The following is a 19,678-nucleotide window of genomic DNA, read 5'->3' as shown; positions in this document are numbered from 1 at the left end:
CCCTACAACCTAAATGCGAATCTAACGAATGATCCCTCGGGTTGAACGTTTAAAGAATGACAAGAAGAAGCTGACCGCTGCTTCGGTTTCGGCAATCCGTTCGATCTCAGGAATCACTTCCTCTAACGTTTTACCACTACGATAAATCAATTTATACACATTGCGGATGGCATGCATCGCCGGTTTATCAAAACCACGGCGCTTCAGTCCTTCCAGATTAACCCCAAACGGTTGCGCATGATTGCCTTGCGCCATCACATATGGCGGCACATCTTGGCTGACCATCGAGCCACCGCCCAACATCACGTGCGCCCCGATCACCACAAATTGGTGAATTGCCGACATACCGCCGACAATCACAAAATCATCTAGCTCAACGTGCCCGGCAAGCGTGGCGTTATTAGCCAAAATACAGCGGTTTTTAACCTGACAATCATGTGCAATATGCGCATTGATCATCAATAAGTTGTCATCACCGATACGGGTGACACCACCGCCTTGCACCGTACCACGGTGAATCGTAACGCTTTCACGGATGCGATTGCGATCACCGATAATCGTTTTGGTCGGTTCACCGTTATATTTGAGATCCTGGTTCACTTCACCGATGCTGGCAAATTGGAAAATCTGATTATCGCAGCCGATTTGAGTATGTCCACGCACCACCACATGCGAATGCAATACGGTGCGATCACCAATTTCTACATCTGCGTCAATCAGACAGAAAGGGCCGACCACAACATCTGCGCCAATTTTAGCGCCATCTTCAATAATTGCTGAACTATGAATTTTTGCTGTTGGATGAATCATCTTATCCTACTTATGCTGCTGGGTTACATTGGACGGCGTGCGCACATCAATTCGGCTTCGCACACCACTTTTCCGTCCACCGTTGCCACTCCGGTGAAACGCGTGACACCGCGACGTTCCTTAATAAAATGGACTTCCAGAATCATTTGATCACCTGGCTCAACCGGGCGTTTAAAGCGAGCATTATCGATAGCTGCAAAATAAAATAGTTCATCTTTAGGCAATTCCAACGTTTTAAACGCCAATACGCCGGTTGCCTGTGCCATGGCTTCTAAGATTAACACGCCCGGAAAAATCGGTTTCTGAGGGAAATGCCCGGTGAAACAAGGTTCGTTAACCGTTACATTTTTCACGGCTTTCAGCCATTTCCCTTCTTCGAAATCAATGACTCTATCGACCAATAAAAACGGATAACGATGCGGTAATAACTGCATAATTTCATTAATATCGACAATTTTTGCTTCTCTTGTCTGCAAATCAGTTTGATTGTTTTCAGTTGTCACGATGTTTAGTTCCCTTAGTATTGTACCCATTGCTGCCACCAACAACGGGCAACAAAAATTATGCTTATCCGTTATATTTTATCTTGATTTCGCTCTAACGCCTTCAAGCGACGGTTCATCTCACTAATATTTAGCGTCAACGCCGCAGTCTTGCGCCATTCTTTATTGGTTTGCAACGGAATCCCGGAAGAATAAACCCCCGGCTCAGTGATTGGACGCATCACCATTCCCATGCCGGTGACAGTCACGCCGTCGCAAATTTCCATATGTCCGTTGATCACGCTGGCTCCACCGATTAAGCAGTATTTTCCCACGGTCAGGCTGCCCGCCATAATCACACCGCCAGCCACCGCTGTACCGCTACCGATATGCACGTTATGTGCAATTTGGCACAAATTATCGATTATCACGTTATCTTCGATGATCGTCGCATCCAAAGCACCGCGATCAATACAGGTGCAAGCACCGATTTCAACCCGATTGCCGATAATCACCTGCCCACGTTGCGGGATCTTAATCCACTTGCCTTTGTCGTTGGCATAACCAAAACCGTCAGCGCCAATCACCGCAGAAGATTGAATCAAACAATCCTGCCCGATTTCCACTTCGTGATAGACGGTGACATTCGCCCAAAGTTGAGTACCGGCACCAATTTTGCTGTTTTTACCAATAAAACAACCGGCACCGATCACCACATTGTCAGCCAATACCACACCGTCCTCAATCACTGCATTAGCGCCGATCGAGACATTGTCGCCCAATATTACCGACGGCGACAAGACCGCACTTTTAGCAATACCACTGGCAGCTTTCGGGGTAGCATCCATCAGCTGTGCGATCAGCGCATAAGCGATATAAGGATCGTTAACCACAATCAGATTACTGTCCGCATGACAAAATTCAACATCTGTTTCGCTCACCAACAAACAGCCCGCCACAGATTGCTGCAAGCGTTCACGAAATTTCGCATTGGAAATAAAACTCAATTGATTCGGCTGTGCTTTATCCAACGCAGCAATGCTTTCCACCGTTGCTTCCGGATTGCCGCGTAACCGTCCACTGACATGTTCAGCAAGCTGTTGTAATCGATATTGTGCCATTGATATCCTCTTGCCTCGGATTACTTCTTAGCTTCCGCAGGCGCTGCTGCTGGCTTAATTGCTTTTAAGACTTCTTCGGTAATATCTTTACCGGCTGCTGCATACACAACGGCGTTAGCATCTATCACATAGCTATAGTTGCCTTTAGCCGCGACTTCATTGGTGGCATTTTGAATGCTGGACAACAGTTTTGATCTTTCTTGATACTGCAGTTCTTCATTTTGAGCTTGCAGCTCTTCGGCTTGTTTTTGATAAGCTTCACGCATTTTATTAATTTCGTCTTCGCGTTTTTGGATATCGGCAGCACGCAATTTTGACGCTTCTTTTTGCAACGCTTCAATTTTGGTAACAATCGCTTTCTCGCTGGCTTGCAATTTTTCAGCCGGTGCTTTCAACTCCGCATCAATTTTAGCACCCGCCGCTTCACGATCCGGGTGGTTTTGGAATAAATAGGCCGAGTTAATAAACGCAATATTTTCTGCGGCATTTGCCAGTGAGGCGCTCAACGCCAATGCTAAAGAAAGTCCTGCGATTTTTAATGCTTTTTTCATGGTATATCCTTTAAAGAAATGTAGATGGCAGATCGACCATCAATCTGCCTAGTTTATATGACGTAATTTTAACTAAAAAGTTTCAATTTACTTGTTACAATTTAAGCTTTAGAAACTGCCACCGATACTGAATTGGAATTGCTCAATCTCATCGCCTTCATATTTTTTAATCGGTTTGGCATACGAGAACACCAATGGTCCAATCGGCGAGTTCCACTGGAATGCCACACCGGCAGAGGCTCTCACCCGGGTCGGATCGCCATAATCGGTAATCCGTTGCGGAATATTGCCTTGAGTAAACAACTTCGCTTTATCTTTATCCCACGCAGTGTTCCAAACGCTGGCAGCATCAACAAATACTGAGGTTCTGACATTATTCTGGCTCTTATCGCTAACAAACGGTGTCGGCATAATCAATTCAACACTGGCAGTCGCCATCGCATTACCACCAACAACATCATTATTAATGTTGTTATAGGCTGAAGCCGGTGCGGAGACTAAAGCACCACTGTTGGTATTATAAATCGCTTTTGGTCCAATCGCACCATAAGCAAAACCACGTAAGCTACCGATACCACCGGCACTATAGTTTTGGTAGAACGGTAATTTTTTACCACCAAAACCATTCGCATAAGAGAGTCCTGCTCGTCCGGACAATACCCAAGTTTGATCATAGTTGATCGGGTAATAACTGACCCAATCAGCACTCAATTTGTAGTATTTATTATCCGAACCCGGGATAGTCACCTTGCCGCCAATGCTGGCACGGGTTCCACTCGTCGGCAAGAAGCCACGGTTTAAGGTATTGTAGTTCCAGCCTAAGCTAAACTCAAAATCATCACTTTTGATTTTCCAGTCATCAGCGCCCATCGACTGTAAATAACGGGCACGGTTATATTCCGGATACATATTTTTCAATTTGTTATAAACATATCCCAAACCCAAATAATAACCGTTATTTTCGTTGACCGGGAAACCTAAAGTACCGCTGATCCCATAACTGGTACGGGCATACGATGCAGTAGTGTCACTTTTGGCATAATCGTAAGTATCATAGAATACATTTCCGCCCAAACTCACACCGTCACGGGTGAAATACGGTTCGCTATAGCCTAAATTGATACTGGTTGCGTATTTGTTTTTGACGCCGGATAAACTGACCGAAGAGCCCATGCCTAAGAAATTGTCCTGTTTAACACTGGCTTGATAACTCAAACCGCTCTCGGTACCAAAGCCAATCCCGAAATTGATGCTGCCGGTATTACGTTCTTTAACTTTATACAAAATATCCAGTTGATCATCCACGCCCGGAACTGACAATGTTTGGCTTTCCACTGTTTCATAAAAACCGGTTCTTTCCAAACGAGATTTGCCCTGTTCGATCAAGGCGGTTGACAGCCATGTTCCTTCCTGCTGACGCATTTCTTGGCGCAATGTGGAATCTGCACTGACATCATTGCCTTCAAAGCGAATAGAACGCACATAGTAACGGCGACCGGCGTCCACCACCACGATCAAATCAACAGTATGTTCGGCATCATTAAAGTCCGGCTGGATGTTAATTTGAGGATTGGCATAACCACGCGCGCCGAGGGTATTCTTAATTCCATCTTCAATGGCTTTTACCGTATTGCCACGGAATTGCTCGCCACGTTTAATATTAACTAATAATTGCGCAAGATCCGCATTCATTCCAGCGGTATCACCAATAATCCGTACATCATTAATGGTATATTTTTCCCCTTCATCTAGCGTAATCGTCAAATACACGTCTTTTTTATCTTCACTATAACGCACATCGGTATTCAACAATTTGAATTTGGCATAGCCTTGATTCAGGTAAAAGTCACGCAATGTTGTCATGTCTTTTTCAAACTTAGGATTAGAGAATTTGCTGCTAGAGAACAGATTCCACCAAGAAACATCCGGCTGAATTTCAATCTGATCCAGTAATTTACCTTCGCTGAATGCTTGGTTACCGACAAATTTAATCTCTTTGACTAATGCTGAATCGTTTTCTTTGATCTCTAATTTTAATGCTGCTCTGCCTTGCCCCAAGTCATCAATGACAGTGTTGATTTCAGCGTTGCTGTAGCCGGCAGAATGGTAGTAGTTCAACAATTCTTGGCGGAATGATTCCAGTTTTGCACGTTCCAATACTTCCCCTTTGGCAATCCCGTTTTCACGTAGATTGGTTTCCAGTGCTTCTTTTGGAATTTGCTTATTACCTTCAATCTCTAACGAGCTGATATAAGGACGCGGCTGAATGCGCAGCACTAACGCATTGCCCTCACGTACGGCCTCCACATTTTCGTAGCCACCACGCAAAAACAGATTACGCACAATTTGCGACAAATCCTGATCATTTGCCCGTTGTCCGACTTTAACCGGCAAACCGGCAATAATATTTTCAGCCGTCACTGGGTCGGTCCCTTCCACGCGAATATCCTGCACAGTGAACGGTGCTGCCATGACAGTGGTGCTGCCCAGAAGTAAACTGGTCATTAGGAGTTTTTTCATTATCATTTTCCTATACATAAGCCCTGTTAAATAAAATATTGATTCCGATTGCCTGCGAGCGTGTCAAATTCAAATAAAGCGTATGATATCATTAAATAATGCAAAAATTGTCAACATTAATAATAATGCCACGCCGACTCTTAAAAAAATCTCGCGAACTTTCTCTGTTACCGGCTTGCCGCGAATCGCCTCAAGCGCCAGAAAGACTAACTGTCCACCGTCCAATACCGGTAGTGGAAATAAATTCATAATGCCCAAATTAACACTAATCAGCGCCATAAAACTCAGGTAATAAACTAAACCGCTATCTAGAGAAACGCCTGCGCCTTGAGCAATGGAAATCGGACCGCCGATGTTGTTCAATGAAATATCGCCACTCAGTAGTTTTCCAACTAATTTCACAATCACCAACGATAATTCAGCCGTTTTCTCCAGCCCTTGCTGCAAGGCGCTTAGAATATCATATTTTAATTCGGTACGGTACTGTTGTGCTAACGGCTCAAAAGTCGGTGAAAAACCAATATAAGCCTTGCCTTCTTTGTTAGCCTTTGGTGTGATCGATAACGACAAGTGTTGTTGCGCACGCTCAATCTCAAATAACAATGGCTGATTCAAATGACTGCCGATAGTCTGCACTAATGCTTGCCATGACAAGGTTTCACCGTTTACAGTCATAATCTTATCGCCAACACGCAGTCCGGCAGCAGCGGCCGGCGAATTATCTGTGATTTTTGATACCGTCAAATCTACCTTACCGCTCTTTGGCACCATACCCAGTGCGGTAAACGCCGCTTGTTTCTGTGGCTCATACTGCCAAGCGCTTAAATCCAAACGTTTATCTTGCAGCTGTTGCGGCTGATCAAACGGTGAAACGGTGAGCGTGACTTGCGAAGTGCCAACTTTGGTGGTCAACAGCATATTGACACTGGTCCAATCTTCCACCGCTTTTCCGTCAATCGCACGAATTTGCATCTCTGGTTGCAATCCGGCTTGGGCTGCAATCGAATCTGGCACAACACTGTCAATCACCGGCTTCACCGCCGGCACACCGATCATATAAATCAGCCAGTAGGCTAAAATCGCAAAAATAAAATTTGCCATCGGTCCGGCAGCAATCACAAAAGCGCGCTGCCATACCGGTTTACTGCTGTAATCTTGCGCTTTTTGATCTTCGGAAACTGCTTCGGTTTTGCTGTCCAACATGTTGACATAACCACCCAGCGGAATCATCGAGATAGCGAATTCGGTTCCTTGTTTATCAGTTTTACTCCACAGTACTTTGCCGAAACCGATTGAAAAGCGCAGCACCTTGATACCGCACTTTCTTGCCGCCCAAAAGTGACCATATTCGTGTACGAAGACCAAAACGCAGATAACCAGCAGAAACGCGAAAATATACCACAAGCTTGACATCACACGATTTCCTATAGGTAAAAATAGAACATGGCACAAAAAAACGGTAAGGCCGCAGTCAAACTATCAATACGATCTAAAATACCGCCATGTCCGGGAATCAGTTGGCTACTGTCTTTGATCCCAACATGTCGCTTAAACATACTTTCAGTCAAATCACCCAAAATCGAAATTGAGACAGTGCCGAATGAGACCAGCAGCAACAGTGGTAATGATACACTGCGTAGCACAAACTCATTCGGTGTTATTTGCAGAAACAGTATGCCGACAATCAGTGCCACCACTACACCGCCAATGGCGCCCTGCCATGTTTTCCCCGGTGAAACCCGTGCTGCCAGTTTATGTTTGCCAAACGCTTTGCCACAAAAATAAGCGCCGGTGTCAGCACTCCAAATTAACAGCAACACATAAAACAGCAGCCATAAACCCTCGTAGCTGTTTTGATTATAGTTATACAAACGCAGCGCCAGCAACGCCAACAAGAATGGAGCCAACGTGAAAAAGCCGAAAAACAGTTGTAACAATGCCGGTTTCTGCCAGTATTTCGTTGAGTGCGGATAGCTTGCCACCAACAACAGCGCCACTGCCCACCAAATTAATGCGACCACCAATAGCCAAGCGGTATAACTATTCAGTACAATACCGGCGTTAATGTAATCTCGATAAGCAAAAATGATCACAAATAACCCACATGCAGACAATCCAGTAATCAGCCAGCGCCAAATATCGTTCTGATGTCGGGCAAACTGGCACCATTCCCAAATTCCCAACACCACAATTGCCGCTACAGTTAAGGCAAACGCATAAGGCGAAAATAACAATAACGCTGCGATGACAAAAACCAGTAAAGCTGCCGCAGAAATAATACGCTGTTTAAGCACCTAACATTCCTCTTTAATTATTATAGTGAATTCAATCATTAATCATCAGTCCGCTGCGCCAAAGCGCCGCTCACGCTGCTGAAACGCTGTGATCGCTTGGGCAAATTCCTGCTCATCAAAATCCGGCCATAATACCGGGCTGAAATAGAGCTCGGCATACGCCAACTGCCACAACAAAAAATTACTGATACGCTGCTCACCACTGGTACGAATCAACAAATCTACCGGTGCTTGCTGTTCAGTCACCAACGCTTGTTGAAACAACTCGGCAGTGATCATCTCAGGTTCCAGTTCGCCCTGTTGTACTCGCCGTGCCAATTTTTGGCTGGCTTGCACAATATCCCAATGCCCGCCATAATTCGCCGCAATATTTAATATCAAACCGCTGTTTTTCGCCGTCAATGCTTCAGCTTCAGCAATTTTCTTTTGCAAAGTGCGGTTGAACTGACTGACATCGCCCAAAATTTGTAGCTTAATATTGTTTTTATGTAATTTGCTCACTTCACGGTTCAGCGCCAGCATGAACAGATCCATCAAACCGCTGACTTCACTAGCGGGTCTCGCCCAGTTTTCACTGCTGAATGCATATAATGTCAGCGACTGGATCTGCTGTTTGGCGGCAAAAGTCACCGCTTTACGCACCGCCTGCACCCCGTTTTTATGCCCGACCAAGCGTAACTTACCCTTCTCTTTCGCCCAACGACCGTTGCCGTCCATAATGATGGCGACATGTTTAGGCATCTGCCCAACGGGGGTATTTGCTGCTGAAGTTACACTTACGCTCATCTCTCGCTCATCTTTGTGCATAATCGATTTTCAAATGGTATCCGGCTAACTATATCACAAGCCCGAAACAACTTAAAAAGCTAAAATCAGTTGTTGTGCCGATTGTCGGGCTTTTTGGTCAATTTCAAATACATCATCTATCTGTTTGACGGATAAAGCCGGAAATTGTTCCACCGTTTGCCGATTAATTCGTTCAATATCGCTAAACCGAATCTGCCCTTGCAAAAATGCGGCAACTGCAATTTCATTGGCGGCATTCATCACGGTGGTGGCATACTGTCCGGCAGCAAAGCAATCGATTGCCAACTTTAAGCAAGGATAACGTTGATAATCCGGCTCGATAAAGCTTAATGCTTTAATTTTAAAAAAATCTAACGCTGCAACCCCGGCAAAAGTGCGGTTGGGGTAAGCCATGCTGTGTGCAATCGGGGTGCGCATATCCGGATTACCCATCTGCGCCAATACGCTGCCGTCACAATAGCGCACCATCGAATGGATAATCGATTGCGGGTGAATAATAATTTCCATCTGTTCAGCAGACGCATTGAACAACCAGCGAGCTTCAATATACTCCAAGCCTTTGTTCATCATGGTTGCCGAATCGACTGAAATTTTAGGCCCCATCGACCAATTGGGATGTGCCACTGCCTGCGCCGGCGTAATCCTATCAAATTTGCCAAGTGCGGTCTCACGGAAAGGTCCGCCGGAGCCGGTCAAAATAATACTGTCAATACCACTTTCGCTTAAACGACAATGACCAATGCGCTGTTGTTCGATCTGTGGCAAGGCTTGAAAAATCGCATTGTGCTCACTATCGACCGGTAACAACGTTGCACCGGATTCCGCCACAGCTTGCATAAACAGTTGTCCGCAAGTCACCAGCGATTCTTTATTGGCCAGCAATACTTTTTTTCCGGCTTGAATCGCAGCCAAAGTCGGCGCTAAACCTGCCGCGCCAACAATTGCCGCCATCACCATATCCGCCTCGGGGTGCGCTGCGATCTCGCAAATCGCTTGCTCGCCACTCAACACTTCGGTTTTGACTGCTGTTTGGCTTAATAAAATGTTGAGTGTTTTTGCCGCCTGACTGTCCGCCATTACCGCAAAGTGCGGTTGAAATGCCAAACATTGCTGCGCCATCAATTCGGCATTACGTCCGCCAACCAAGGCAAAAGTGCGGTATTTTTCAGGATTGTGCTGAATCACCGATAAAGTGCTGTTACCGATAGAGCCGGTCGAACCCAGAATTACGACATTTTGTTGCATAGATCACCGTATTAATTTGTTATCCGACAGCGATTGTTGTTCGCAATCGGTTATGCACAGATGAGCGGTTTTACCGCTCAAATTATTGACAACGGTTACTGATTAGACAAAGTAGGGGCGGATTATCGTTCCGCCCATTGACGAAGTGAGATATCAGCATTTAATCCAAAATGGAAAAATTCAACGCACTGTTCGGGCGGATCTATAATCCGCCCCTACATTGTTATCAGTAATATCGTTGATAAAACCAAAAGTGCGGTTATCAAGCCAATGACAACCGCACTTTGATGAAAATTAAGCCTGAAAAAGAATTAGAATTCCATCAACTCTTTTTCTTTCTCTGCCAGCGCTTCATCGACTTTTTTCACCCCGGCATCGGTGATTTTCTGAATCAGATCTTGCGCTTTACGTTCATCATCTTCGCTGATCGCTTTGTCTTTCAGCAACGCTTTGATCTGATCATTGGCATCACGGCGAATATTACGCAGCGCCACTTTGCCTTGCTCTGCCTCGGCTCGCACAATCTTGGTCAAATCACGACGACGCTCTTCGGTCAATGGTGGCAACGGCACACGAATGGTAGTACCGGCGGACGATGGATTCAAGCCTAAATCGGAAGTCAAAATCGCTTTTTCCACCGCTTGGATCAAAGAGCGGTCAAACACACTCACCGCCAGCGTGCGGGCGTCCTCCGCCACTACGTTTGCCAACTGGCGCAACGGTGTTGCCGCACCGTAATATTCCACATGAATACCGTCGAGCAAACTTGGATGGGCACGACCGGTTCTGATTTTGGAAATTTGAGTTTTGAACGCCTCAATACTTTTTTCCATGCGTTGTTCAGTATCTTGTTTAATTTCGTTGATCACGCTGTTTTTCCTTTATTTTTATCAATATTCCGTAAACGGCTATTTTTAACCTATTCTGCCCGATAAATCAAGATTCGTGACAAATTAACGTGCCTTCCGGCTCACCTAAAATCACACGTTTCAACGCACCCGGCTTATTCATATTGAACACCCGAATCGGCATATTGTGATCGCGCGCCAAAGTAAACGCTGCTAAATCCATCACTTGCAACTCTTTTTCCAACACATCTTGATAGCTTAACGTGCGGTACAAATTGGCATCCGGATTCTTGGCCGGATCACAATCATAGACACCATCCACTTTAGTCGCTTTCAAGACCACATCAGCTTCAATTTCAATTCCACGCAAACAGGCAGCAGAATCGGTGGTAAAAAACGGATTGCCAGTACCAGCGGAAAAAATCACCACCTGGCCTTGATTCAACAAACGAATCGCTTGCGCCCAGCTGTAACTATCACAAACCCCGTTTAACGGAAACGCGGACATCAGCTTGGCATTCACTTCCGCACGGTGTAACGAATCCCGCATTGCCAACCCGTTCATCACGGTTGCCAACATGCCCATGTGATCGCCCACCACGCGATTCATACCGGCTTTCGCCAATTTTGCACCACGGAACAGATTACCACCACCAATTACAATCGCAACTTGCACCCCAAGCTCAACCAGCTCTTTAATTTCCACCGCCATCCGATCCAACACTGATGGGTCAATGCCAAAGCCTTCTTCGCCCTGCAAAGCTTCGCCACTTAATTTTAATAAAATACGTTTATAGGTCGGTTTAATACTCATTTTATTCTCCTCGCCATGATAAAAACATTGATGAAATAGTCTGCTATTTGATCACGGTTTTCAACCAACCGACTATATGAAGTGTAAACGGTAAACAGTAAAAAGGCGAGTTGCCTCGCCTTATGTCAATCTTATACTTTTTGCATTGCTGCCACTTCGGCGGCAAAATCGGTTTCGACTTTCTCGATCCCTTCACCCACTTCAAAGCGGATAAAGCCGGTCACATCGGCACCTTTCTCTTTCAGCAAATCGCCAACGGATTTTGATGGATCCATTACGAACGGTTGACCGGTCAAAGAGACTTCGCCGGTGAATTTCTTCATGCGACCTTCAACCATTTTCTCGGCGATTTCACGTGGTTTTCCGGATTCCATCGCAATAGCGACTTGAATATCACGCTCTTTCGCCACCACTTCGGCAGACACGTCTTCCGGTTTTACGAATTCCGGACGGCTTGCCGCAACGTGCATTGCGATATGTTTGACCAGCTCATCATCAGCATTGGTAGCTGCAACCAACACCCCGATTTTCGCACCGTGCAAGTAAGCACCAACCACATCACCAGAAATCGCTGCGACACGACGGATATTCATATTTTCGCCGATTTTCGCCACTAATGCGGCACGCTCTTCTTCAAACTGTGCTTTCAACACTTCAACATCGGTCACTTTGCCTGCTAGTGCAGCATCTGCAACTTTGTTGGCCAACGCTAAGAAACCGGCATCTTTAGCCACAAAGTCAGTTTCACAGTTCATTTCCAGCAACACACCATAGCCGCCGTCAACACGGGCTAAAATCACGCCTTCTGCTGCTACACGACCTGCTTTTTTCGCTGCTTTTGCTTGTCCTGACTTACGCATATTGTCGATTGCCAATTCAATATCGCCATTCGCTTCAACCAATGCTTTTTTACATTCCATCATGCCTGCGCCGGTACGGTCACGCAGTTCTTTTACCAATGCTGCTGTAATTTCAGCCATTTTAATATCCTCTTATCAGTGCTACCCATTAGTCGGGAATAACCGCACTTTTAATAAAAAAGCAGGGAACCTCAAAGCCCCCTGCTAACCAATTAATCATTGTGTGGTCAATAAGGGCAAATTGCCATTACTACTCACTACGATAACATTACTCTGCTGCGGCTTCTGCTGCTTCAGCGTCGACAAAGCTTTCTTCTGTTACAGTAGGGTTAGCGTGCGCACGACCTTCGTTTACTGCGGCAGCAACTGCTGTCAGATATAACTGAATAGCACGAGCGGCATCATCGTTACCCGGAATGATGTAATCTACGCCATCCGGATTGGTGTTGGTGTCGACAACTGCGAATACCGGAATACCCAAGTTGTTGGCTTCTTTAATCGCGATGTGTTCGTGATCGGCAGCGATAACAAAAATCGCATCCGGTAAACCGGACATATTTTTGATTCCACCCAAACTCAATTCGAGTTTTTCCATCTCACGGGCACGCATTAACGCTTCTTTTTTGGTTAATTTTTCAAAAGTACCGTCTTGAGACTGTGCTTCCAAATCTTTCAAACGTTTGATTGATTGACGAACGGTTTTCCAGTTAGTCAACATACCACCTAACCAACGGTGATTAACAAAGTATTGGTTACAGCTTAATGCCGCGTCTTTAACTGCTTCAGTTGCCGCACGTTTGGTACCGACAAACAACACTTTACCGTTATTGCCTGCAATGCGGGTCAATTCTGTCAATGCTTGGTTAAACATCGGAACGGTTTTTTCTAAGTTGATGATATGAACGCCGTTACGTGGTCCGAAAATGTAAGATTTCATTTTTGGATTCCAGTAGCGAGTTTGGTGACCGAAATGTACGCCTGCTTGCAGCATATCGCGCATTGAAACTTGTGCCATGATAATTCCTTATATAATTGGGGTTTAGCCTCCACATATCCTGTCGCATCGACCGTTTGGCACCCCGACTGACAGTGTGTGATATGTGTGTGAAGTCTTAATTAATCAATAATGTTGTTCCGAGAGTTCGGAATAACGGCGCATTTTATACCATAACCAGCCAGAAATTACCAGTAAATTTATAGCTGCTTAGCCAATAAAAGAATCCCCACAACAACGGTGGGGATCTTATCATTTGAGGTTATTAAGCGCTAATTCTGCTGCTGTAAAAAATCCTGATTAATCTCAATTTTTGCCTGATTACGCAGCGATTGAAGCAAATTATTATAGGTTTGCAACTGTTTGGCCTGCAAATAACTCGCAGCTAAAGCCTGCTGTTCCTGGCTGTCGGCAACACCATCACTGACCTTGATCAACTCCGCCAGATAGATCTCACCGTTGTCATCTTGTACCGCCTTATAGACACTTTTGCCTTCGGTCGCTGTCATCGAAAACACGCCTTCACGCAATCCGGAATCCTGCATTCTGGCATACACAAATTGTTGTGTATTTTCTGCCAAACTGATGCCTTGTGGTAAAGCAACAGTTTGTGGGCTCCCCCCTTGGTTTAAGCTATCTGCCGCTTTTTTGGCTTCGCTCAGCAATAATGCCTCTGCTTTTTGCCGTTTTAATAGCGCTACAATATCGGCTTTGGCTTCTTCAAACGTTTTATTGCCGGCAGCTTTGTGATCAAGCACGCGCACAATCAGAGAGTGCTGCTCGCCAACATTGATCGCTTCGGAATTCATGCCACCTTGCAGCAAATCCGTATCAAAGATGTTATACACCACATTGGAAAAGTTAAGTGCGGTCGGCACATCTTGGCGTGAGAAATAATCGGTCTGCACTGCCTTTTTGCCGATAACTTGCTCCACATCTGCAAGAGAAGCTTGATTTTCAAAGGCTTTTTCTGCTGCTTCTTTTTCTAAACGGAAAAATCCGCTTGAAGTTTGTTCATTACGAATAATATCAGCAATCCGGCTTTTCACCTGATCCAGCGGTTGCACTTCGCCTTGGCGACGTTCAAGCACCTTAATCAAATGATAAGCTCCGTCAACTTTAACCGGCTGGCTGACAGCCCCAACATCAGTAGCATACGCCGTTTGTTCAAACGCCGCAGGAAAAGCGCCATCAGTTGACCAACTTAAATCACCACCGTTGACTGCTGATAATTTATCTTGTGAATGTGCTTGCGCCAATGCCGCAAAATCGGCACCGTTTTGCAACTGTTGATACAAATCTTGCGCCAGCGCTTGATCCGCCACTTGAATATGCGCTAAATGCTGGCTGGTTTTGCCACTAAATTGGGCTTTGTTGTCTTGATAATACTGTGCAATTTCAACGTCGCCTACCTTAATATTTTTTTCCACATCGGGTTTGGCAATATCAATATATTCAACTTTAACCAGTTCCGGCACCATAAACGCCGATTTATGTTCGTTATAATATTGTTCGGCTTCCTGATCGCTAATGACTTGTTTGGCGACTTGGTCTGCAAGTGGGAAAGCCGTCAACCGCACTTCACGGGTTTGGAAAATTTGTTTGATCAACTGCTGCAACTGCGGTTCGCTGAGAGCTTCGGTACCTAATAACCCGTATTGCATTTGCTGCATCGCCACGGATGCGCGCAGGGTTTGTGCGTAGTAATCGGAACTGATACCGTTTAAACGTAAAAAGCTTTGGTATTGTTCATTATCAAACTTGCCATCTTTTTGAAAATTTGGGTTACTGACAATCGCACGTTTAATCTGCTCATCACTCACTGCTAACCCCAATGATTGTAGATATTGTCCGATCAGCGACTCATCCACTAAACCATTTAACACGTCCTGTCTGAAACGGGTTTGAAACTCGGGCGAATCCATCAGCAGCGAAAATTCTGATCCCATTTCATCGCTGAAAGTGCGGGTTTGCTGCTGCAAAGCAGATTGAAAGGTGTGCTGACTAATCTCTTCTCCATTGACTTTTGCCGCCGAAGTGTCATGCGAACCGACCAAATAAGTGCCGACGCCGCCTAAAACAAAGGAGATGGAAATCAATACAAATACCACTTTCCACATCACACCGCCAACGCCGCTGTTCAGTTTTTCCAACATAATTATTTTTCCTATTCCTAAAAACTCAATTGCTGAATACCGATTATCAAGATTAAATCCTGAAAATGTTGCCGAATTATATGTGAAACATGGCTGTTATGCACGAATAATCCGGCGCTGCAAAATACAAAAAAGCCAAATTTACCACTAAGATAAATTCGGCTTTTATCGATTGGTTAATTCACAATCGGTGAAGGCTGCGGTTTAGTTCCACGTTTTTTAGCGGCGACCTTATTTGCCACCACCACTTTATCACCGACAGCCGTCGGAGTCAGCATCTGCACCCCATCCGGTGGATTTTGCAATGCCAATGCCAACACCTCATCAATGGTTTCAACCGCACGAATGTCCAGTTGTGCTTTCACATTATCCGGAATCTCCTCCAGATCTTTAACATTCTCTTTAGGAATCAGCACCAGTTTGATGCCACCACGGTGCGCTGCCAACAATTTCTCTTTCAAACCACCAATCGGCAACACTTTGCCGCGCAACGTGATTTCACCGGTCATCGCCACATCGGCACGCACCGGATTACCGGTCAAACTGGAGACAAGTGCGGTACACATTGCAATCCCGGCACTCGGACCGTCTTTTGGCGTTGCCCCTTCCGGCACATGAATATGAATATCCCGTTTTTCATAAAAATCCGGATTAATGCCCAAACGTTCAGAACGGGCACGCACCACCGTCATCGCCGCTTGGATCGACTCTTTCATCACATCGCCCAAAGAACCGGTATAACTGAGCTTGCCTTTACCCAATACTGAAGCCGCTTCAATGGTCAGTAAGTCACCACCAACTTCAGTCCAAGCCAGACCGGTCACTTCGCCGACACGATTTTCGGTATCGGCACGTCCGTATTCAAAGCGTTTAACCCCTAAATAATCTTGTAGATTGGTTTCGTTGACCACTAGGGATTTCAGGCTTTTATCTAACAATAGATTTTTAACCGCACTACGACAGATTTTCGAGATATCACGCTCAAGCGAACGCACCCCGGCTTCACGGGTATAAAACCGGATAATCCCCAGAATCGCACTGTCTTCAATCGTCAACTCCCCCTTTTTCAAGCCGTTGCGCGTCATCTGCTTCGCCAATAAATGGCGTTTGGCGATGTTGAGTTTTTCATCTTCGGTGTAGCCTGACAAACGAATCACTTCCATCCGGTCCAATAATGGTGATGGAATATTCATCGAGTTTGAGGTTGCCACAAACATCACATCGGATAGGTCATAATCGACTTCCAGATAGTGATCATTGAAACTGGTATTTTGTTCCGGATCCAACACTTCCAATAATGCCGACGCCGGATCACCACGCATATCAGCCGCCATTTTGTCGATCTCATCCAATAAGAACAACGGATTTTTGACTCCGACCTTGCACATTTTTTGGATCAATTTGCCCGGCAATGAACCAATATAGGTTTTGCGATGCCCGCGAATTTCTGCCTCGTCACGCACGCCACCCAGCGCCATTCGCACATATTTGCGTCCGGTTGCGTTGGCAATTGACTGCCCTAATGAGGTTTTACCCACACCTGGCGGTCCGACTAAGCACAGAATCGGACCTTTCACTTGATTCAAACGGCTTTGCACCGCTAAATATTCTAAGATCCGCTCTTTAACCCGCTCCAAACCGTAATGATCGGCATCCAATACTTTTTGTGCATTGGCAATGTCTTTTTTCACTTTGCTACGCTTGTGCCAAGGTACTTGCACCAGCCACTCAATATAGCTGCGAACTACTGTCGCTTCTGCCGACATTGGCGACATCATGCGTAATTTTTGCAGCTCCGCTTCAGCTTTTTCGCGCACTTCAATCGGCATCCGTGCCTCTTCAATTTTTTGGCGCAGCGCTTCCACTTCATCATTATGGTTATCCTGTTCACCCAACTCTTTCTGAATCGCTTTAATTTGCTCATTCAAATAGTAGTCACGCTGGCTTTTTTCCATCTGTTTTTTAACCCGACTACGAATTCTTTTCTCGACTTGTAAGATATCCAGTTCGGATTGCATGCTACCGATCAAAAATTCAAAGCGTTCGATCACATGGGACTTTTCCAACAGTTTTTGCTTGTTTTCCAAGGCGATCGGCATATGCGCCGACATCGTGTCGCTCAAACGCTCCGCATCATGAATCCCGCGCAAGGCACTCACCACTTCCGGCTGCACTTTTTTATTCAGCTGAACATAAGAATCAAACTCTTCCAAGCTGCTGTTTTTAATAATTTCCAGCTCTTGTTCGTCGCCACGAATACTGTCGATGGTTTCAATGGTGGCAGACAGATATTCTTCATCATTCAGCGCAATAATTTTTGCCCGCTTTTGTCCTTCCACCAGCACTTTAACCGTGCCATCAGGCAATTTCAGCAGTTGAATAATATTTGCCAACGTACCGACGCTATAAATATCATCACTGCTCGGATCCTCTTGTTCTGCTTGTTTTTGTGCGACCAATAACAGCTGTTTACCGCTTTCCATCGCTTTGTCTAAGCTCAGAATAGATTTTTCCCGTCCCACAAATAAAGGCATAACCATAAACGGAAATACCACCACATCACGCAACGGTAATACCGGAATATGTGTTTGTATGGTTTGTTGTTTGCTCATTATTTCATCTCTCTTGCTTCTGCTTATATTGGGATTAATGGATTGTATATTGGGTTATTGATAGAAAATCTCAAGCGTTATTTCGCCTATCACGCAATATTTCTTGCTCAAATCGTGAGTAAAAGTGCGGTACTAGGGTCTGTTGAGGTTTGTTTATATTTAGGGTCTGTTGATCTTTGTTTATATTTTCAAATGGGCGGATACAATCCGCCCCTGCTTTTACAATATCAATCGGATATTTTAATCCTTATCTGTAAACCGCACTTTATGTCGTTATTGGCTTAAACTCAACCTGCCTGATCCAATTTATAGACTAATTTTGGCGGTTGATGATCGTCGATCACGGAAAGATCAATCAGCACTTTCTGCAAATTATCCAGTGACGGCAAATCATACATGGTATCCAACAGCACCGCTTCCAAAATCGAACGCAAACCCCTCGCGCCGGTTTTGCGTGCCAACGCTTTTTTCGCCATCGCCACCAAAGCCTCTTGGCTAAATTCCAGTTCGACATCTTCCAAGCTGAATAAGGTTTGATACTGTTTAGTCAGCGCATTTTTTGGCTCGGTCAAAATTTTGACCAACGCTTCTTCGTCCAATTCGGACAATGCCGCAACCACCGGTAGGCGCCCGATAAATTCCGGGATCAAACCAAATTTGATCAAATCTTCCGGCTCGACCTGCTTCAACAATTCGCTGATGCTGGCTTTGTCTTTCTCGCCTTTGACTTCGGCACCGAAGCCGATTCCGCTACGCACATTGTTACGTTGATCGACCACTTTATCCAAACCGGCAAACGCACCGCCACAGATAAACAAAATTTTCGAGGTATCCACGCGCAAAAACTCCTGCTGCGGATGTTTGCGCCCGCCTTGCGGCGGCACCGATGCGGTGGTTCCTTCAATCAATTTTAACAGCGCTTGCTGCACCCCTTCACCTGACACATCACGAGTGATCGACGGATTTTCTGACTTACGGGTGATTTTGTCGATTTCATCAATATACACAATGCCGCGCTCAGCTTTTTCCACATTGTAGTCGCAGCGTTGCAACAATTTCTGAATAATGTTTTCCACATCTTCGCCAACATAGCCCGCTTCGGTTAACGTGGTTGCATCCGCCATCGCAAACGGCACATTCAGCATTCGTGCCAAGGTTTCCGCCAGTAAGGTTTTGCCACTGCCGGTTGGGCCGATTAACAAAATATTGCTTTTGCCCAACTCCACATCATTGTTCAGAGCGCTACGCAAGCGTTTATAGTGGTTATATACAGCCACCGCCAACACTTTTTTGGCATGATCTTGCCCAATAACGTAATCGTCCAGGTGCTTACGAATTTCATGTGGGGTCGGCAACTTTTCTTGCAGTGGCGCAACCGCACTTTCATTGTCACCGTTTTCTTGCTCGTCTTTTTCCAGCAAATGGTAACAATCTTCAATACATTCATTGCAGATATAGCCGGAAGCACCAGCAATTAATTTTTCAACCTCGTGCTGCTCTTTTCCACAAAAAGAGCAGCGATATTCTTTCTCTTCTGACATGCTGTTTTATCCAAATATTGTGA

The 19,678-nt window shown here is 45.4% G+C and carries 16 protein-coding genes; all 16 read right to left on the bottom strand.

Translation table 11 applies throughout. The annotated features are described in order from the left end of the window. Positions 1 to 21: 21 nt before the first annotated feature. The 16 genes from lpxA to clpX all read right to left on the bottom strand — a co-directional run bounded on the left by lpxA (position 22) and on the right by clpX (position 19,655). Positions 22 to 810 carry an acyl-ACP--UDP-N-acetylglucosamine O-acyltransferase gene (gene lpxA, locus FHQ30_RS05900; RefSeq protein ID WP_132966386.1) on the bottom strand — a complete coding sequence of 263 codons (789 nt, stop codon included), beginning with the start codon at positions 808 to 810 and terminating at the stop codon, positions 22 to 24. A gap of 23 nt (positions 811 to 833) precedes the next feature. After that, on the bottom strand, positions 834 to 1,343 hold the full coding sequence (gene fabZ / locus FHQ30_RS05895; RefSeq protein WP_139610811.1) for a 3-hydroxyacyl-ACP dehydratase FabZ: 510 nt from the start codon (positions 1,341 to 1,343) through the stop codon (positions 834 to 836). Positions 1,344 to 1,384: 41 nt separating this feature from the next. Further along, positions 1,385 to 2,413: a UDP-3-O-(3-hydroxymyristoyl)glucosamine N-acyltransferase gene (gene lpxD, locus FHQ30_RS05890; protein ID WP_139610810.1), complete on the bottom strand. Its 1,029-nt coding sequence runs from the start codon at positions 2,411 to 2,413 to the stop codon at positions 1,385 to 1,387. Positions 2,414 to 2,433: 20 nt separating this feature from the next. After that, positions 2,434 to 2,964 carry an OmpH/Skp family outer membrane protein gene (locus FHQ30_RS05885; protein ID WP_139610809.1) on the bottom strand — a complete coding sequence of 177 codons (531 nt, stop codon included), beginning with the start codon at positions 2,962 to 2,964 and terminating at the stop codon, positions 2,434 to 2,436. Between the two features lie 108 nt (positions 2,965 to 3,072). Further along, positions 3,073 to 5,484 carry an outer membrane protein assembly factor BamA gene (gene bamA / locus FHQ30_RS05880; RefSeq protein WP_139610808.1) on the bottom strand — a complete coding sequence of 804 codons (2,412 nt, stop codon included), beginning with the start codon at positions 5,482 to 5,484 and terminating at the stop codon, positions 3,073 to 3,075. Positions 5,485 to 5,553: 69 nt separating this feature from the next. Then, positions 5,554 to 6,897: a sigma E protease regulator RseP gene (gene rseP / locus FHQ30_RS05875; protein ID WP_139610807.1), complete on the bottom strand. Its 1,344-nt coding sequence runs from the start codon at positions 6,895 to 6,897 to the stop codon at positions 5,554 to 5,556. 11 nt (positions 6,898 to 6,908) lie between these two features. Continuing rightward, positions 6,909 to 7,778, bottom strand: a complete 870-nt coding sequence (locus FHQ30_RS05870; protein WP_139610806.1) for a CDP-archaeol synthase — start codon at positions 7,776 to 7,778, stop codon at positions 6,909 to 6,911. Positions 7,779 to 7,823: 45 nt separating this feature from the next. Beyond that, positions 7,824 to 8,564: a polyprenyl diphosphate synthase gene (uppS, locus tag FHQ30_RS05865; protein ID WP_139610805.1), complete on the bottom strand. Its 741-nt coding sequence runs from the start codon at positions 8,562 to 8,564 to the stop codon at positions 7,824 to 7,826. A gap of 72 nt (positions 8,565 to 8,636) precedes the next feature. After that, complete coding sequence (gene ispC / locus FHQ30_RS05860) at positions 8,637 to 9,830, bottom strand: 1-deoxy-D-xylulose-5-phosphate reductoisomerase (RefSeq protein ID WP_139610804.1); 1,194 nt, start codon at positions 9,828 to 9,830, stop codon at positions 8,637 to 8,639. A 311-nt stretch (positions 9,831 to 10,141) separates the two neighbouring features. Beyond that, positions 10,142 to 10,699, bottom strand: a complete 558-nt coding sequence (gene frr / locus FHQ30_RS05855; RefSeq protein WP_132966402.1) for a ribosome recycling factor — start codon at positions 10,697 to 10,699, stop codon at positions 10,142 to 10,144. 67 nt (positions 10,700 to 10,766) lie between these two features. Continuing rightward, positions 10,767 to 11,492, bottom strand: coding sequence for a UMP kinase (gene pyrH, locus FHQ30_RS05850; RefSeq protein WP_139610803.1), 726 nt, complete (start codon positions 11,490 to 11,492; stop codon positions 10,767 to 10,769). Between the two features lie 131 nt (positions 11,493 to 11,623). Further along, positions 11,624 to 12,472 (bottom strand): translation elongation factor Ts, encoded by an 849-nt coding sequence (gene tsf / locus FHQ30_RS05845; protein ID WP_139610802.1) that lies wholly within the window; start codon positions 12,470 to 12,472, stop codon positions 11,624 to 11,626. A gap of 148 nt (positions 12,473 to 12,620) precedes the next feature. Beyond that, on the bottom strand, positions 12,621 to 13,367 hold the full coding sequence (gene rpsB / locus FHQ30_RS05840; RefSeq protein WP_139610801.1) for a 30S ribosomal protein S2: 747 nt from the start codon (positions 13,365 to 13,367) through the stop codon (positions 12,621 to 12,623). Between the two features lie 251 nt (positions 13,368 to 13,618). After that, a complete protein-coding gene (locus FHQ30_RS05835) occupies positions 13,619 to 15,502 on the bottom strand; it encodes a SurA N-terminal domain-containing protein (protein WP_139610800.1) in 1,884 nt (627 codons plus the stop codon). A 176-nt stretch (positions 15,503 to 15,678) separates the two neighbouring features. Next, on the bottom strand, positions 15,679 to 18,114 hold the full coding sequence (gene lon, locus FHQ30_RS05830; RefSeq protein ID WP_139610799.1) for an endopeptidase La: 2,436 nt from the start codon (positions 18,112 to 18,114) through the stop codon (positions 15,679 to 15,681). Positions 18,115 to 18,401: 287 nt separating this feature from the next. Next, entirely contained in the window at positions 18,402 to 19,655 is a 1,254-nt protein-coding gene (clpX, locus tag FHQ30_RS05825) for an ATP-dependent protease ATP-binding subunit ClpX (RefSeq protein ID WP_139610798.1), read from the bottom strand. Between the last annotated feature and the right edge of the window lie 23 nt (positions 19,656 to 19,678).

It is taken from the genome of Testudinibacter sp. 'clade 2', from assembly GCF_006227735.1.
GTDB lineage: Bacteria > Pseudomonadota > Gammaproteobacteria > Enterobacterales > Pasteurellaceae > Chelonobacter.
The sequence above is the reverse complement of the archived record's forward strand: the minus strand, read 5'-3'. Positions and strand labels throughout refer to the sequence as shown.

Bases quoted from the DNA above. Each gene is read 5' to 3' on its own strand.
- lpxA (WP_132966386.1), bottom strand. From the start codon at position 810: ATGATTCATCCAACAGCAAAAATTCATAGTTCAGCAATTATTGAAGAT.
- fabZ (WP_139610811.1), bottom strand. From the start codon at position 1,343: ATGGGTACAATACTAAGGGAACTAAACATCGTGACAACTGAAAACAAT.
- lpxD (WP_139610810.1), bottom strand. From the start codon at position 2,413: ATGGCACAATATCGATTACAACAGCTTGCTGAACATGTCAGTGGACGG.
- FHQ30_RS05885 (WP_139610809.1), bottom strand. From the start codon at position 2,964: ATGAAAAAAGCATTAAAAATCGCAGGACTTTCTTTAGCATTGGCGTTG.
- bamA (WP_139610808.1), bottom strand. From the start codon at position 5,484: ATGAAAAAACTCCTAATGACCAGTTTACTTCTGGGCAGCACCACTGTC.
- rseP (WP_139610807.1), bottom strand. From the start codon at position 6,897: ATGTCAAGCTTGTGGTATATTTTCGCGTTTCTGCTGGTTATCTGCGTT.
- uppS (WP_139610805.1), bottom strand. From the start codon at position 8,564: ATGAGCGTAAGTGTAACTTCAGCAGCAAATACCCCCGTTGGGCAGATG.
- ispC (WP_139610804.1), bottom strand. From the start codon at position 9,830: ATGCAACAAAATGTCGTAATTCTGGGTTCGACCGGCTCTATCGGTAAC.
- pyrH (WP_139610803.1), bottom strand. From the start codon at position 11,492: ATGAGTATTAAACCGACCTATAAACGTATTTTATTAAAATTAAGTGGC.
- tsf (WP_139610802.1), bottom strand. From the start codon at position 12,472: ATGGCTGAAATTACAGCAGCATTGGTAAAAGAACTGCGTGACCGTACC.
- rpsB (WP_139610801.1), bottom strand. From the start codon at position 13,367: ATGGCACAAGTTTCAATGCGCGATATGCTGCAAGCAGGCGTACATTTC.
- FHQ30_RS05835 (WP_139610800.1), bottom strand. From the start codon at position 15,502: ATGTTGGAAAAACTGAACAGCGGCGTTGGCGGTGTGATGTGGAAAGTG.
- lon (WP_139610799.1), bottom strand. From the start codon at position 18,114: ATGAGCAAACAACAAACCATACAAACACATATTCCGGTATTACCGTTG.
- clpX (WP_139610798.1), bottom strand. From the start codon at position 19,655: ATGTCAGAAGAGAAAGAATATCGCTGCTCTTTTTGTGGAAAAGAGCAG.